This is a genomic window from Candidatus Methanomethylophilaceae archaeon, assembly GCA_017524805.1.
Lineage (GTDB): Archaea > Thermoplasmatota > Thermoplasmata > Methanomassiliicoccales > Methanomethylophilaceae > Methanoprimaticola.
Map to the genome: position 1 here is coordinate 21,264 of JAFXUX010000020.1, position 15,089 is coordinate 36,352.

Genomic DNA, 15,089 nt, shown 5'->3' on the forward strand with positions numbered 1-15,089 from the left:
GTGACGAAATCAGGGGAGCCGGAAGGGAATGGTCCCCGCCCCCTGATGCGAGATGCGAACTTCACTTCGATCTGTGGCGCATTTTGACGGCGATGCCTCTCTTCAGGTCCGCCATCTCTCTGCCGCACATCATCGCCACGCCGACTCCACGGACTTCGCCCCCGCAGACCGCTATGGCCTCATCCCCTATGCGAATCCTCGGATCCGCCGATAAGACTCCTACGGCAAACAGGCTGCCCTTCATCTCGAAATCCATGATCTCGACAGTGTTGAACCCTTTCTCCGCAAGGATCTTCGCCCCGTCCAGCGTAAGGGAGAGCATGCCTCTTTCCGGGGTCATCATCCCCAGCTGCACCTTCTCGGAACGCTTCTCTGGGTTCTCGCGGAACAGCTTCCAATAAGGGAATTTGCCGATTGCATAGGAGTTTCCGTCCATCAGAAGGTCTGCCGCCTCCTTTCCGAATTGGAATTCCAGAACGGATCTGAGCTGGTTGTTGCGATCGTCGAGATAATCGACGGGTTCCATGCCTTCCGCGGCGGCTCTGAGCGCTTTGTCCAGATTCTCCAGCGACGCCGGAGAAGTGGGATCGCCGACGACAGTGAATTCCATATCAGCCAGACCCTCGACCAGCTCGCTGTCCTCCCCCAAATGGCATATTATCTTGTCATATCCCTGGGCGATGATGTCGCCGATCATCTCCCTTATCATCGCCTTCTCCTCGCATTTCCATTCTCCAGTTACAGGAATGTCATAAGCGTTGGCAGGGTATATGGCATCCAATTCGCGCGGGACGGCCCCCAACGGTGACGTGACTATGACCTCGTGGACGAGGGTGTCGTGGGGAGCGGTGTGTATCGCCGACGAGAATGCCTTGTGTGATTTGGAGATATGATAGGGTTTCTTCGCCGAGCACGGCAGCAGAAGCAGTATCCTCTTGTTGGCCGGCTTCCTGTAGGATTTCATCCTGTCCCTGTACCTCCTGATGTCGGGCCTTCTCAGGGCTTGGGTAGAATTGCAGCAGAATCTGCATCCGACGGTGGAACAGACCTCCTCGGCGTAGGCGTATCCAACCCTGTCGTATATCCTCAGGAGAGCGACGGAAGAAGGGGATGAGAATGACCTCTGGTCGACGAGCTCCCTTAGCCTGTCGCATCCGATGAACGCCCTCACCTTCTCAAGCTCGGCATCCAGCTCACGGACGTTCGCCTCGGATTCGTCCTTGCCGGTTACCATGTCGGCCTCCGGGATCTGCCTGATGCCGCTCAGCCCCATCGCCTCCGGCAGCGATGCGTCGAACATGTCCACTCCCATATACGCGAGAATGGAGGCGGTCGACGGCTCCGCGATGCCCAGCATGCACAGGATTCTGCCGAAGCCGCATGCCTCCCTCAGCCTGATGACGGCATCGACGGCGCGGCGGGGGTCGTGCCTCAGCTCATACGCGTTCGGGACCACGACCGCTTCCGCATCCTCGTCCGGAACGAAATCTTCGGGGATCGGCAGCCTGACGACCTGTATCCCGTCCTTGGAGGGCGAAATGCCGCCCATCCCCGATGACGCAGTGGTCAGAAGTCCGCCTTCCAAGTGGATATCGGAGCCCATGAAATGAAGCGTCCTGCCGCATCCGCCCGCCTCGATCCAAACGGATTCCCCTGGAACGTATTTTATGGCGCAAGGAGACGTGATACGGCAGTCTCCCCTGGAATATTCGCAAACTCTGCCTCTCTGGGACCGGGAGACGATGTCCAACATGCTTCTGCCGACGCCCGTAAAGATATTAATGGTTGCGGAAACCCGGAAGAATACAGTTAATAACGGCCATGGCGATAGGGAAGCCCATGGACCTCTACGACAAAGACGTTGTGTCAATCAGGGACTTCAGCAAGGACCAGATCGAAGGCATTCTGGACCTTTCCCAGAAGATGGTTCCGTATGCGCTCGGCGACAAGACAAGACGCATCCTAGACGGCAAGATCCTCGGCAACCTTTTCTTCGAGCCTTCCACCCGCACCAAACTCTCGTTCGAGAGTGCAGCGTACAGGCTTGGATGCGACGTCATAGACGTGTCCGAGATGTCCATGACCTCGATATCCAAGGGAGAAACCCTTGCGGACACCATAAAAATGGTGGATGCCTATTGCGACCTCATCGTCCTGAGGCATCCGTACGAGGGAGCCGCGAGATTGGCGGCCAAATTCTCGATAAACCCAGTCATCAACGCAGGGGACGGGGCCGGATCCCACCCGACCCAGACTCTTCTGGACCTTTTCACGATGAGGGAGGCGAAAGGCACCCTCGACGGCCTCAACATAGTTCTGGTGGGCGACCTGAAATACGGCAGGACCGTCCATTCCCTGGCCGACGCTCTCACCATGTTCGGCGCCAAAATCACCTTGGTAGCGCCGGAAAGCCTCCAGATGCCCGACGACATAGTCGCCCATCTTGAAGAGAAAGGCTGCCATCCCCGCAAGACCGCCGTGCTGGAAGACGTCATAGACCAGGCAGACGTCCTTTATGTGACGAGGATACAGAGGGAAAGGTTCCCCGACCCGTCGGAATACAGCAAAGTTGCCGGCACCTACAGGATCGACAACGCGATCCTCAGGGAAGCAAAGAACGACATGATCGTCATGCACCCGCTTCCCAGGGTCGGAGAGATAGCGCCGGAAGTGGATGAAACACAGCATGCAAGATATTTCAAGCAGGCATTCAACGGGGTCCCCGTGAGAATGGCCCTTCTCAGCGCCATTTTGGGAGGTGAGATGTGATGCAGACGAATCCTACTGTGAAAGAGATCAAACTTGCGCCCATCAGGAACGGCACCGTCATAGACCACATCGCCTGCGGCCAAGCGCTCAACGTGATGAAAATACTCGGCGTGAGCGAGAACAACATCGATTCATGCATCAGCATAGGGATCCATGTCCCCTCCACGAAAGAGACCAAGTGGAAGGACCTTATCAAGATAGAGGACAGAGAGCTGGATTCGGCTACCGTAGATAAGATCGCTCTCATCGCCCCTGATGCGACCATCTCCATCATCAGAGACTATTACGTCGCGGAAAAGTTCACCGTCCATCTGGACGACCACGTCAGCGGCCTGGCCAAATGCAGCAACCCCAATTGCATCACCAACAAGGGAGAGCCCGTATCGCCGGAGTTCACGGTCGTCAGCAGGCACCCCATCCAGCTAAGATGCTGCTACTGCGACAGGATATTGACGAACATATCCGACAACCTGCTGTGATCAGATGAGAATCATAGTCGTCGCAGGGATGCCCGGCTCCGGGAAAGAGGAGCTGCTGAAGGTAGCGCGCTCGATGGGATTCGATTTCGTCAGGATGGGCGACGTCGTCAGAGAATCCTACGCGGAATCCCGCGCGGAGTCCGAGGGGCTTTCCGTCGGAGAATTCGCCGCGAGAGAGAGGGAAAGGTATGGCAAGGACGTTTGGGCCGAGAGGTCGGTCAAACGCATGTCAGGCGATCTGTTCTTCGTCGACGGATGCAGGAGCATGGACGAGGTCCGCTCGTTCCGCCGCGTCTCGGATGACGTGCTCATAGTCGCCATACATGCCCCCAGAAGCGAGCGCTTCAGAAGGCTGGTGAACAGAAACAGGGAAGATGCTCCCCGCGATGAAAAGGAATTCGACGCACGCGATAACTTAGAGATCGGATGGGGCATCGCCGAGGTGATAGCTCTGTCCGAGCATATGCTGGTCAACGATTCCGACCTCGAAACCTTCCATAAAAACGCCCGCACGCTTTTGGAGAGCCTCAGATGAGATTCACGACGTCCCGCCTCTGCGGAGGTGATTCATTCATGGCCATTTCCGCCGAACCCATGGACATAGACATGGCGAAGGCCGCCGAATCCATCTCCGCCCGGGGATGCCCGATATCCAAAGTTGGCGAGCTGGAGCTGACATTCACCTGGAACGGGATGGAGGTCACCCTCTATCCCTCCGGGAAAATCATGTTTTTCCCTCTGAAAGACCGCGCTCTGTGCATCAAATACGCCACCGAGCTGCTAGAATCGCTCTGATTTTTGGCATGATATTATAAAGCAGATTCCAATGGACAGCCATGGATGCCATATCGTTAGCGACATTGGCGGTGGCTCTCTCAACCCTGCTGTCCCTCGCAGCGCTCAAAACCGGCTGCCTGACCAAAGATGGGGCGGCAGCCTCGTTACTGGTCGGATCGTTCACAGGAATATTCGGTTCTCTGGAAGCGTTCATCCTGATGACGATATTCACCGTCACCGGATTCGCAGCGACATGGAACGGGCTTTCCGATAAGAAGAAACGTGGCCTCCAAGAGGGAAAGAAAGGCGAGCGGACATGGAAGAACGTAGCCGGGGTAGGCATCCCGCCGTGCGCGATAGTCCTGATCAACGCCATCTGGCCGATGGAGCCGACGCTTTTCTTCGTGGCGTTCATATCCACCATGACTGTCGCCGGGGCCGACACGATAGCATCGGAGATAGGCATCCGCGACAGGGAAGTCTTCCTGATCACCAATTTCAAGAAGGTATCGCCGGGAACCAACGGGGGCATATCGCTGCTGGGAACTGCCGTATCCACAGCCGCATCTCTGGCCATAGCTGTTCTGGGATGGCTCATAATGGCCCACACTCTCGACTGGGTACTCATCATCCCATTCGTCGCAGGGGTATTCGGGAACTTCATGGACAGCGTTCTGGGTGCCACGCTGGAAGATCGCGGTATAATCTCTAAATACGCGAACAACTGCGTCACGGCGCTCATGGGAGCCGCCTTCGGAGCCGGCGCATGCATAGCCGCGGGATATGCCTGAAGAATATCCTCAGCTTGCACCTATAAGCGATTCATCCCTTCGAAAGCGTAGAATCGGCGATTTCAGAGATCGATGACCTTACCGTCTCCAAACTCAGGGTATTGTCGATCACATGCCATCCGTCCGAGAGGGACAGCATTTTCTCGCGGATGTGTGTGAGATCCTCCAAATTCTCGAAGGCTTCCAGATCCTCCCCGCGCCCCATGATGCGCTTCATCGAGGTCTCCGCGTCCACGTCCACCAGGATGAACTCGTCCGGCATCGGAAACAGCTTCGTTATGGGGCCGTACGCTTTCTTGTAAATCCCGTCCGGAAGATAGGCGACCGACATCAGATACCTGACGAAGATGAAATCGTCATACCTTTTGGAGTGGATTCTCATGCGGAATATGGAGTTTACCGCGTCAAGGATGAAAAACACCGTGGAAAGGATCTTGGCCAGTTTCCCCTCTTTATGTAGATAGCCGTATTCCAGCTTCCCGGCCAGGCAGGATGTGTCGGGATGCGACACCATGAAAACCCTGCGGCCTTCGGACTCCAATTTATCTCTGAGGAAATCGGCACAGGTCGTCTTCCCGCATCCGTCCATCCCATCCACGACATACCAGGTCATGTCAAAGCCCCAGGAGAGCCATCGCGAGCGCCACGGTAAGCGGGACGGCCAGATTGTCGTATGCCCCGTTGCATACGGCCTCTATGGCCGCGGCCAACGCACCTGCGACCGCGCATGCCACATATGGCGGCACAATGCCGGAATAGACTCCGGCCGGATACCACCCTGACGAAGCCAGGAAACCGTAGAAAGCTATGAGAATCAAGGATATGACGGCCGTGAAAGCGAACACGCCGAAAGTTCCCTCCGCGGACTTGCCGTTGATGATCTTGTGCTTGCCGAACTTTTTGCCGATGACGCTGCCGAAGCCGTCGCCAAAAGTCATCGCTATGACGCCTATGGAAGCGGCTGTCCAGTGGTCGGAGCAGAGCAATACCAATACGGTGATCGTGATGGCATAGAAGAACAGCCCGGTCTTGTGCCCGTTGTTGGATATCTCCCCAAGCTTGGACTCGGATATCTTGTTGCCCTTGATCATCGCGAAGAATAGTATTATTGCGAAGGGAATGGTGAAAAAGATCAGCATAACCCAGTTCTCGGTGAACATCCACCAGACGAAAACGAAAGTTCCGACTCCGATGTGGACCACTTTGCGGGTGTCTATCCTGGAATTCTTCTTCTCCAGATAAGCCGAAACAGCCAACGACACGCCGATGATCAGATACACCAGAATGAGCGCCACGTAATCCTGAGTCTGCATCCTCCAACCTGCCAGTACGATGTGAGTAAAGACTACTCAATGATAAACGTTGATGTGGAAACAATTGACTCCGCCTGGGCCGAACCCCATCGGAAGGTCGTAGGAATCCCCTCAGAAGATGGGAAACTTCGGACTGCTTTCGGAAAAACAGTCGAGGATATGGGATTTATAGATTTCAGAGAGATTCGGACACAGAGAATCAGACAATATCATCCATCTGATCCCGCAAAACCGGCGTTTGAAACTATTATATAAATGAAACAGGTCATGCCGTGCCATGAACAAGTATCTGCAGTTGTTCAGGATCGGGAACGCCATAATGGGGATCATCGGCGTAACCGTGGCATCCTTCATGGCTTCGGGGACCGGGATCGCCGACCATTGGATCAACCTCCTGATATCCGCTCTGATAGTGTTCATGTTCGTGTGCGGGGGAAACGCCCTCAACGACAGCATAGACGCCGAGATCGACAAGACCGCCCATCCTGAGCGCCCAGTCCCTTCCGGCCGCATGACCGCCAAAGAAGCGAGGAACGCCGGCATAATCATGCTCGCCGGTTCGGCCGCCGCTTCCCTCCTCACCATGGACCCGGTCTGCATCCTCATCGTAACGGTTGCCGTGGCGCTGATGGTAGCTTACGAGCTGTTCCTGAAGCAAAGGGGATTCGTAGGGAATCTGACCATAGCGGCGCTCACCGGGATGACATTCCTGATGGGCGGGGCGGCCGTATCCAACGCCGAAGGCAACGTCATAATCGCGGTCATGGCCGCTCTCGTTTCCGTCGGAAGAGAGATCGCCAAAGACATCGAAGACATGGAAGGGGATGAGGGGAGAGTCACTCTGCCCATGAAAATAGGGAAGAAGGGTGCGGCAGCAGTTGCATGCGTGTTCTTCATCGCAGGCCCGATGCTGAGCATCGTACCCATGATCCAGCACACGTACGGACCGATGTACTATCTGGTGGTAGTAGCTGACGCCCTGTTCATATTCTGCGCCTATTCCGTGTTCTCAGACCCGCACAAAGCCCAGAAGACAGCGAAAATCGCCATGTTCGCCGCTCTCATTGCGTTCATACTCGGAGTCGCATTCAGATGATGTCTGAATGGATTATTATCCGAATCGAATTGGATCCTTCGAACTGGCAGAACAATTTGATACGGCACTTGAATCTGAAAGAAAATTGATCGCCCCGACAGATCAGATTCTACAGAGAAATCGAGAGACCTCGAGCGCATGCCCGAAACTCATCCCTCACCGCGAATATGCCGCATATCGTAAGGATGAATTGTGGGTCTAAAGTTGATTGATAAACTTTAGGAATCTGAGTACAAACAGTTATGACTTCAGTTTCCATTTTTACTTTGTAGACTGCATAGTGTACAGGAGATTGTTTGATGACAAAACAAATGTGCGCATCACCGGCAGGACACGCGGAGGCGTTCCGCCCCATTCACATCCTTGCCGTGTTCATTGCCATTCTGTCACTGTTCGCGATATTCACAGTGGCATCCAATGACTCGGACGCCTTATCCTTTTGGGATGACGACGAGATAATACACTATTACCAACCAGATGGAGTGGATTGGGTTGCGGCGGACGGCATAGCCGACAAAATAGCCGATATAACCGTACCCGCCCAGATTGAACATGATGGAGTCACATACCAGGTTAAGGCAGTAGATTTCAGTGGGGAGAAGTATCTGATATCCGCGAAATTATCATACGGGATAGAGATCATAGGTCTCTCCAACGGATTTTACAGCTGCAATAATCTCAGATATGTCGAGATCCCCGATTCTGTGACGACGATCGGCTTCGATGCCTTCGACAATTGCAGATCGCTGTATCACCTTTATCTTCCCGACTCCGTGACCAGCATCGCCGATTGGGCGTTCAGCAACTCGGCGCTCGTTTCCATAAGACTTCCGGAAAGCGACGGTTTCACTACAATGCCGAATTATCTCTTCTCCGGCTGCAATCAATTGACATCCGTTGTCATCCCCAGCAACGTGACGACCATAGCAGACCATTGTTTTTCGGATTGCGACAGCCTGGAGCAGATAGTGATTCCCGAGAACGTCAAATCGATAGGGGAAGGAGCTTTCTCCGGATGCGACGCATTGACATTCATAGATCTCCGCTGCGACGAGACGACGAATTTCGGATATTATTCCCTGTGGGGAGCCTCAGGCATAGATGGCGCGCTGAAGGTCCGGACATCGATTCCCATAGAGACTTTCCTCGAAGCTGATGCGTTCAGAGACGGAACGCAGGTGGGACCGAACCTTGAATTCGGATACCATTTCCACGGCAATACTAACGGATGGGAGCTCGCCAACCACGAGTGGGATCTGGTGGACGGATATCTGAAGGTCTGGGCCGTGTCCCCGGACAATACCGTCCTCGGCGAGGATGGAGGGGAACTCTTCTACGTCGTGGACCGCGAGAATTATAACGCATTCAGCGTCAAGAAGCTGATACGCCAGGTGGAGTTCGTAAACGACCCGTCCAATGGCAAATACCTCCTGACATCCGTGGGATACGACGCATTCTACGGAGTGCTGGCTACCTCGTTCATCCTCCCGGAGGGTATGGAGAGCATCATGAGCTATTCCATCGATACCCCCGGTTACGTGAAGATTCCCGATTCAATAGAGACCTGGGAATGCAACATGCGCCCGTTGAACACCGTCATAATCTCTGACAGCAACGTCCCAGAAGGGTTGTGCGTGGGCAACGAAGCCAACTCCGTGATCATCACAGTCGGCTCCGACTTCGTTGAGGACGGGATCATCCAAACTTATAACGACCACATCCACAACGGCGACGGCATCTTGTATCTGGTGGGAAAAACCCCCATGATTTCGAAGATAAACAGCGCCGGCCTCGAAATCGATGTGCGGTACATTTCCGATACGGATGGAAAAGTATACCATTTCGACAGCGACAAGTGGAAGTGGGTGCAGGATACCGATCTGCGCACGGTTCAATTCGAATTCAACGACGGCTCCGGACTCTACACCAGAAAGGTTGTCAAGGACACCATAGGCGATGCAGGGATCACATACCTTCCCGACAAGAGCTTCGCCGGATGGTTCCTGCCCGGAGGCGTGTTCGTATCCCCTGATGCCAGCGTATCCAGCGTCATGGGATCCAGCTATCTCAAGACCCTCTATGGCCGCTGGAACGGCGCCATGGTCGAGCTAGGCAGCGGCGTGACACTCACCGTGGACGGCACTTCCTACACAGGATACGCCACGGTACCTCTCGGCAAGACCGCGGCCGTATCGTTCGAAGACGGGCTCGAACTCTACTACGCCCCCGGGTTCTCCGTCAGCGGCAACAAACTGACCCCCATAGCCGGATGCCAGACCTATGCGGTCATGGCCCAGCCCGCGGCCAACACCTTGGTTACTTTGAACCTCAACGGCGGAACCGGCTCATTCACCAGCTTCAACGTGGCGATAGGCGGATCCGTGCCCGCTTCCTTCAAGGCCCCGGAGAAGACCGGATATGATTTCGGCGGCTACAACAACAGCAACGGAACGACAGTCATCACCGCCAAGGGCGCGTTCGTCCGCAACGTATCGGGATACACCGACAGAAACGGATTGTGGACGAACGAGAACTCCGCCGTCACCTTGGAAGCCAAGTGGACTGCGCACACCACCAAGGTAATCCTGCACAACATGGGCGTCGTCCCGGACGCGGAGTACACCGCGACCTACGGCATGGATTTCCCGAACATCCAAGCACCTTCCAGCGAGATGGCGAGGTTCGACGGTTACTACGATGCCGTAGATGCCCAGGGCAACCCCTCTGGAATGCTCATCAACAAGGGCGGATGGACAAACATCGACAGCTCCGTCAATCCCCTTTTCGACGGATACACCTGGAAGGGAGACATCCCGGCCTACGACCTCTACGCCAAATGGGTTCCGAAGTATACCGTCGTGAACGACGATGACGGCCGCTCCTATGAGCTCTCAGGCAACGATGCGCTTGACCTCGGGCAGCCTTCCAAGGCAGGATACACATTATCCGGATGGCTCCTCACAGGAGATGTGAACTACAGCACAGCCGTTTACGGAACTGAAGGCAGCGTCACCAAGAAGATAGTCGAAGGGACTGCGTTCAAGGCATCCAAGGGTGACACCTGGGTCGCTTCCCTTTCATCCGCCGTCGGAGGAACCGTACATGCGGTGCCGCAGTGGACCCCGATCAGATACAAGGTCACCTTCGACCTCGACGGAGGAACCGGCAGCTATTCCGACAAGACATTCACGTACGACAGCAAATACGCCATCTCCGAACCCTCCAAGGAAGGGTACGTCTTCCTCGGATGGACCGTCACCTGCGATGCCCTGTCATGGGCGGCCTGCTCCGACTCCAAGAATGGAACATACCGCTGGATGTCATCGACCTCGCCCGAGAAGAACAGCACCTCGGGAAGCCCCCTTTACGTGATGAACCTGTCTTCCGACGCTTCGAAGACCGCCGCCTTGGTCGCCCACTGGGCCCCCGGAACTTACTCGCTGAGCTTCGACCCCAATGCCATCGACGCGACCGGATCCATGAGCATCCAGACGATCTACATCGACACCTCGGAGTACATCCAATGGGCAGACTTCTCGAGGACCGGCTACTCGTTCATGGGATGGGCTACCTCCGCCGGAGGAGCCGTCGTGTACGAGAACCACCAGCTGGTCAGCAACATCGCTGAGAAAGATCAGATTCTGACCCTGTACGCCGTGTGGAAGATCAACCAATACACCATCCACTTCGCCAACACCGGATCGAGCGTCATCCCTGACATCACCCAGGATTACGGCACCGCCATAACCGCGCCCGCTGACCCCGTCCTGCCGAGATACACGTTCGCCGGATGGGTTCCCCAGGTGCCTGCCGTCATGCCTGCCGAAGACGTGACCGTCACCGCGAAATGGGAGGTCGGCACATACACCGTCACATTCAGCGCCAACGGCGGCTCGGGAGCCATGAGCCCGCAGTCCGTGGCTTATGAGCTGACCGTGCCCCTCAAATCCAACGAATTCACCAAGACGGGATACAGATTCGCATCCTGGAACACCGCCAAGGACGGATCGGGAACATCCTATCAGGACAAGGAATCCGTCTACAACCTCGACGACGTCATCCTGTACGCCCAGTGGGCTCCCATAACCTACACGGTGAAGTTCCACGACAACACAGGAAACACGCCCGAGAGCACTGCGACCCAGAGCATGACGTACGGCAAGAGCGCGACCCTGAAGGCCAACACATTCACCAACGCGCCCTACAAGTTCCTGTCCTGGAACACCAAGGCCGACGGAACCGGAACCAGCTATGCCGACAAGGCTGCCGTCAAGAACCTCACGAAAACCGACAGGGATACGGTCGATCTGTACGCCCAGTGGGACTCTCCGACCACCTCCATCATCATGGACAAGGGCGACGGCGATTCGAGCGGAGCAGCCGCCGCCAAGTATGGGGCCAAAGCGGCATCCATAACCAAGCCGGCGGCCTCGGATTATCTCCGCCTGGTCGGATACTATTCCGGCGACATCCTCGTCATCAACCCGGACGGATCCTTCCCGACCAGCGCGATAGGATTCGTCACCGATGGCGTATGGAGATATGCCGAAGAGACACTGACCCTCACGGCCAAGTGGAAGGCCCCCTACGAAGTGGGCGAAACGTTCGTTTACGAGAACATCACCTACATAATCACCTCGATCAACCCCAACAAGGCTGCCGCGGTCAATGTGGACAAGCCCGCCGCAGTCATCGAGATCGCGTCGGAAGCCGACCACATGAACGGAAGGTTCAGCATCACATCCCTGGCAAAGAACTCCTTCTCCGGATGCGCCTCGGCCGAGGAAGTCACCATACCCTCGAGCATAGCGTCCATCGGATCCGGATCCTTCTCTGGAATAACCTTCTACGACATCGACGGCACCACCGTCCTCCAGAAGACGGCCGCGGCTTTGAAGGGCCACACCTACTCCGGAGGAAACGGAAAGCTGGTCCGCGAAGGCATCGCTCCGGGCGAGACCTTCGACTACGGCGACCTGAAGTATAAGGTCACCTCGGTCTCCCCCAATTATGAAGCATCCGTCATCGGATACAACGGCAAGATGACGAACCTCATCGTCCCGGCGACCGCATCCTGCAAGGGAGTGAACATGGCTGTGACCTCGATCGAGAGCCAGGCGTTCTACAGCTGCTCCACCATGGTCACCGCCTCCATCGGCAATGTCGCATCCATCGGCAGCAAGGCCTTCGCCAACTGCGTTGCTCTGAAGACAGTGGATTCAGGAGACGATCTGAAGACGATAGGCAGCTACGCGTTCTACAACTGCCCCGCATTGGAATACGTGAAGGTCCCGTCATCCGTGGCCAGCATCGGCACCGCGGCGTTCTCCGGACTTACGTTCTACGACGCGGACGGAGAGACGAAGCTCAGCACCAACGCGCTCCCCGGCTACATCTACAAGGGCGCAGGGGACAAGACATTGGTCCGCCAGGTTCAGCTGTATGTCGGATACGAATTCAAGACCCACGGGTTCCTGTACACCGTCACTTCCCTGAACCCCGCGAAGGTTGCCCTGTCCGGCTATGTGGGCAAGCCCGTCGACGTTGTCGTCCCCAACGAGATCAGCTACGGAGGATCGAAGATCATCGTCGATTCCATAGGGGCCAAGGCGTTCTACGGATGCACGACCCTCAAGTCCATCGACACCGGAGACGCGACGACCATTGGCTCGAAGGCCTTCGCCAACTGCTCCAATCTGGAGACGGTCAAGATGAGCGCCGCATCCAAGATCGATTCCTATGCGTTCTTCGGATGCCCTGCCCTCAAGAGCATCCAGTTCTCCAGTTCCCTGAGGACCATAGGCGCCAGCGCATTCCAGGGCACCACATTCCTGAAGATGGACGGAACCGCCGTCAGCGCCGCCGCCGACCTGAAGGGATACCTGTTCGAGGGCTCCAACGGCGTCCTCAAGAAGAATGCGTTCAAGGAAGGGGACAGATTCACCTACACCGGCCTGAAATACAAGGTCATAAACATTGACCCGCTGAAGGTGTCCCTGGTAGGATACGAAGGCGTGATCACCCACCTCACAGTTCCTGGCAACGTCGAATTCAAGGGCGAGAGCCTGTTCGTCGCCACCATCGGAACGAAGGCGTTCTACGGCAACCTTGATCTGAAGTATACCGACCTCGGATACGTCAACTACGTCGGCCTGAAGGCCTTCGCAAACTGCACGAACCTCACCACCTTGATTGTCCCGAAGAGCGTGACGACCGTCGCCACCTACGCATTCTGCAACACGGGCATCACCTCTCTGGACATCCCCGGAGACAATGTGGTCCTCGAGGACAGCGTGTTCAGCGCCTGCAAGGATATGACCAGCATAACATTCAGCGGGCACGGCGCAGTCATAGGCAAGAACGCATTCTACAAGAACAACGGAGTCAGCAGCGTAGATCTGTCCACCGTGGAATCCGTCGGACCGAAGGCGTTCTCCTATTGCTACGGGCTCACGTCGCTGACCATAACCAGCAACATACGCGTGCTGTACCAGTACACGTTCTTCCAGTGCACGAACCTGAAGGACCTGACGATCGAATACGGCGTCCAGAAGATAGGCGCCAGCGCGTTCAGCGGATGCGTCTCCCTGGAGAACGTTTCCATGCCCAAGTCTTTGATCTACATGGGCGACAACGTATTCCACGGCCTGAAGTTCCTCGACCTCAACGGGGAGCCCATGGACGCCACCGTCAAGAACCTCCGCGGACACTTCTTCACCGGAACCGGCAAGATCCTCCGCGAGACCGCCGATCTGGTGATCGACGAGGAATTCACCTCCGGAGGGCTGACCTACAAGGTGGCTTCGACCGACCCGCGCGAAGTGGCTCTCATCGGATTCGACGAGGCCGTCACCTCCATCCCCAGCTCCGTGATATACAAGGGCTGGGAGATCCCGGTCGCCTACATCGGCGAGAAGGCGCTCTTCAGCTGCGAGACGCTGACATCGGCCGATCTGACGAACGCGAAGTCCATCGGCGCCAAGGCATTTGCCTACTGCCACTCCCTCGCGGATGTGTCGTTCGGCAAGGGCCTCCAGACCGTGGGAGGATACGCGTTCTACGACCTGTCCTTCTACGACGGAGCCAAGAAGATTTCGGCGTCCGCCGCCAACCTGAAGGGACATACCTTCAGCGGATCGGACTCGAACCTATACCTTGTAAAGTGAAACCCAGGGGCTTCGGCCCCCAAAAACCTTTTTGAAACCATTTCAGCCCCGTTTTCCCTCGCTTCTGATGGCCTTGCGACTTATTGATGGCAATCGTTAAATATAACAAATATATCCAGCAATTCGGCAAGACGGCCATAGCGGCGGGGAAACACCCGGTCCCATCCCGAACCCGGCAGTAAAGTCCGCCCGCGTACCTGTCTGTACTGTATTGCGCAAGCGTACGGGAACTCAAGCACGCTGTCTGCCACTTTTCTTTCAATTATTCGGTTAAACGCCGTTATCGATCCGTTCTCCTCGTCTCCTTTCATGGCAGATCATACGGTGGCAGCCCAACATCGATACTCATTCATCACTATGATTGGCAATAATTGTAAGAAAAAATAATATTACAAAGCGATTCCGACTTCATGAACAAAACTATTCTGATAATCGTAGCCGTAGTGGCGGCCATCGCGGTGGTTGCGCTAGCGGCATTCGTCCTTCTCAGCGGGCCCAAATGGGACGACCCTGTGGACAACTGGGTTCTGAGCCAGGACGTCAACGAAGGCGATTATCTTGACTTGGACATTAGACTTTGCTTCGGAACCTGTTTTTTCGTGAAACCACCATATATGAAACTAACTGTCCAATGAGGATAGCCAGCATTCTGCAATAATTAAGAAAATGAGTCATTGGACAGTTGGCGATTCTGAGGG

Annotated in this window: 11 protein-coding genes and 1 rRNA gene; 9 read left to right on the forward strand and 3 right to left on the reverse strand. The window is 55.7% G+C overall.

The window, feature by feature from the left end; genetic code table 11:
• Positions 1-61 precede the first annotated feature (61 nt).
• On the reverse strand, positions 62-1,753 hold the full coding sequence (locus tag IKP20_04300) for a DUF5591 domain-containing protein (GenBank protein MBR4504176.1): 1,692 nt from the start codon (positions 1,751-1,753) through the stop codon (positions 62-64).
• A gap of 86 nt (positions 1,754-1,839) precedes the next feature.
• Between IKP20_04300 and pyrB the strand changes: the two genes are divergently transcribed.
• The 5 genes from pyrB to IKP20_04325 are packed head-to-tail and all read left to right on the forward strand — an operon-like array spanning position 1,840 to position 4,816.
• Positions 1,840-2,769 carry an aspartate carbamoyltransferase gene (pyrB, locus tag IKP20_04305; GenBank protein ID MBR4504177.1) on the forward strand — a complete coding sequence of 310 codons (930 nt, stop codon included), beginning with the start codon at positions 1,840-1,842 and terminating at the stop codon, positions 2,767-2,769.
• A complete protein-coding gene (locus IKP20_04310; protein MBR4504178.1) occupies positions 2,769-3,248 on the forward strand; it encodes an aspartate carbamoyltransferase regulatory subunit in 480 nt (159 codons plus the stop codon). Before pyrB ends, IKP20_04310 begins: the two co-directional genes overlap by 1 nt.
• Before the next feature lie 4 nt (positions 3,249-3,252).
• Entirely contained in the window at positions 3,253-3,783 is a 531-nt protein-coding gene (locus tag IKP20_04315) for an AAA family ATPase (protein MBR4504179.1), read from the forward strand.
• A complete protein-coding gene (locus IKP20_04320; protein ID MBR4504180.1) occupies positions 3,780-4,043 on the forward strand; it encodes a hypothetical protein in 264 nt (87 codons plus the stop codon). Before IKP20_04315 ends, IKP20_04320 begins: the two co-directional genes overlap by 4 nt.
• Before the next feature lie 41 nt (positions 4,044-4,084).
• Positions 4,085-4,816: a DUF92 domain-containing protein gene (locus IKP20_04325; GenBank protein MBR4504181.1), complete on the forward strand. Its 732-nt coding sequence runs from the start codon at positions 4,085-4,087 to the stop codon at positions 4,814-4,816.
• A gap of 31 nt (positions 4,817-4,847) precedes the next feature.
• Here IKP20_04325 and IKP20_04330 read toward each other — a convergent pair whose 3' ends face one another.
• Together IKP20_04330 and IKP20_04335 are read right to left on the reverse strand one after the other, a co-directional pair.
• Positions 4,848-5,429, reverse strand: coding sequence for a deoxynucleoside kinase (locus tag IKP20_04330; protein ID MBR4504182.1), 582 nt, complete (start codon positions 5,427-5,429; stop codon positions 4,848-4,850).
• Between the two features lies 1 nt (position 5,430).
• Positions 5,431-6,129 (reverse strand): hypothetical protein, encoded by a 699-nt coding sequence (locus IKP20_04335; GenBank protein ID MBR4504183.1) that lies wholly within the window; start codon positions 6,127-6,129, stop codon positions 5,431-5,433.
• A gap of 277 nt (positions 6,130-6,406) precedes the next feature.
• Between IKP20_04335 and IKP20_04340 the strand changes: the two genes are divergently transcribed.
• From IKP20_04340 to IKP20_04355, 4 genes are all read left to right on the forward strand, one after another.
• Complete coding sequence (locus tag IKP20_04340; GenBank protein MBR4504184.1) at positions 6,407-7,225, forward strand: geranylgeranylglycerol-phosphate geranylgeranyltransferase; 819 nt, start codon at positions 6,407-6,409, stop codon at positions 7,223-7,225.
• Between the two features lie 299 nt (positions 7,226-7,524).
• Positions 7,525-14,391 (forward strand): leucine-rich repeat protein, encoded by a 6,867-nt coding sequence (locus IKP20_04345; protein MBR4504185.1) that lies wholly within the window; start codon positions 7,525-7,527, stop codon positions 14,389-14,391.
• Between the two features lie 127 nt (positions 14,392-14,518).
• Positions 14,519-14,640, forward strand: a 5S ribosomal RNA gene (gene rrf, locus IKP20_04350).
• 161 nt (positions 14,641-14,801) lie between these two features.
• Positions 14,802-15,026 carry a hypothetical protein gene (locus IKP20_04355; GenBank protein MBR4504186.1) on the forward strand — a complete coding sequence of 75 codons (225 nt, stop codon included), beginning with the start codon at positions 14,802-14,804 and terminating at the stop codon, positions 15,024-15,026.
• Positions 15,027-15,089 lie beyond the last annotated feature (63 nt).

Coding starts and splice junctions, on each gene's coding strand:
- IKP20_04300 (MBR4504176.1), bottom strand. CDS start 1,753: ATGTTGGACATCGTCTCCCGGTCCCAGAGAGGCAGAGTTTGCGAATAT.
- pyrB (MBR4504177.1), top strand. CDS start 1,840: ATGGACCTCTACGACAAAGACGTTGTGTCAATCAGGGACTTCAGCAAG.
- IKP20_04310 (MBR4504178.1), top strand. CDS start 2,769: ATGCAGACGAATCCTACTGTGAAAGAGATCAAACTTGCGCCCATCAGG.
- IKP20_04315 (MBR4504179.1), top strand. CDS start 3,253: ATGAGAATCATAGTCGTCGCAGGGATGCCCGGCTCCGGGAAAGAGGAG.
- IKP20_04320 (MBR4504180.1), top strand. CDS start 3,780: ATGAGATTCACGACGTCCCGCCTCTGCGGAGGTGATTCATTCATGGCC.
- IKP20_04325 (MBR4504181.1), top strand. CDS start 4,085: ATGGATGCCATATCGTTAGCGACATTGGCGGTGGCTCTCTCAACCCTG.
- IKP20_04330 (MBR4504182.1), bottom strand. CDS start 5,429: ATGACCTGGTATGTCGTGGATGGGATGGACGGATGCGGGAAGACGACC.
- IKP20_04335 (MBR4504183.1), bottom strand. CDS start 6,129: ATGCAGACTCAGGATTACGTGGCGCTCATTCTGGTGTATCTGATCATC.
- IKP20_04340 (MBR4504184.1), top strand. CDS start 6,407: ATGAACAAGTATCTGCAGTTGTTCAGGATCGGGAACGCCATAATGGGG.
- IKP20_04345 (MBR4504185.1), top strand. CDS start 7,525: ATGACAAAACAAATGTGCGCATCACCGGCAGGACACGCGGAGGCGTTC.
- IKP20_04355 (MBR4504186.1), top strand. CDS start 14,802: ATGAACAAAACTATTCTGATAATCGTAGCCGTAGTGGCGGCCATCGCG.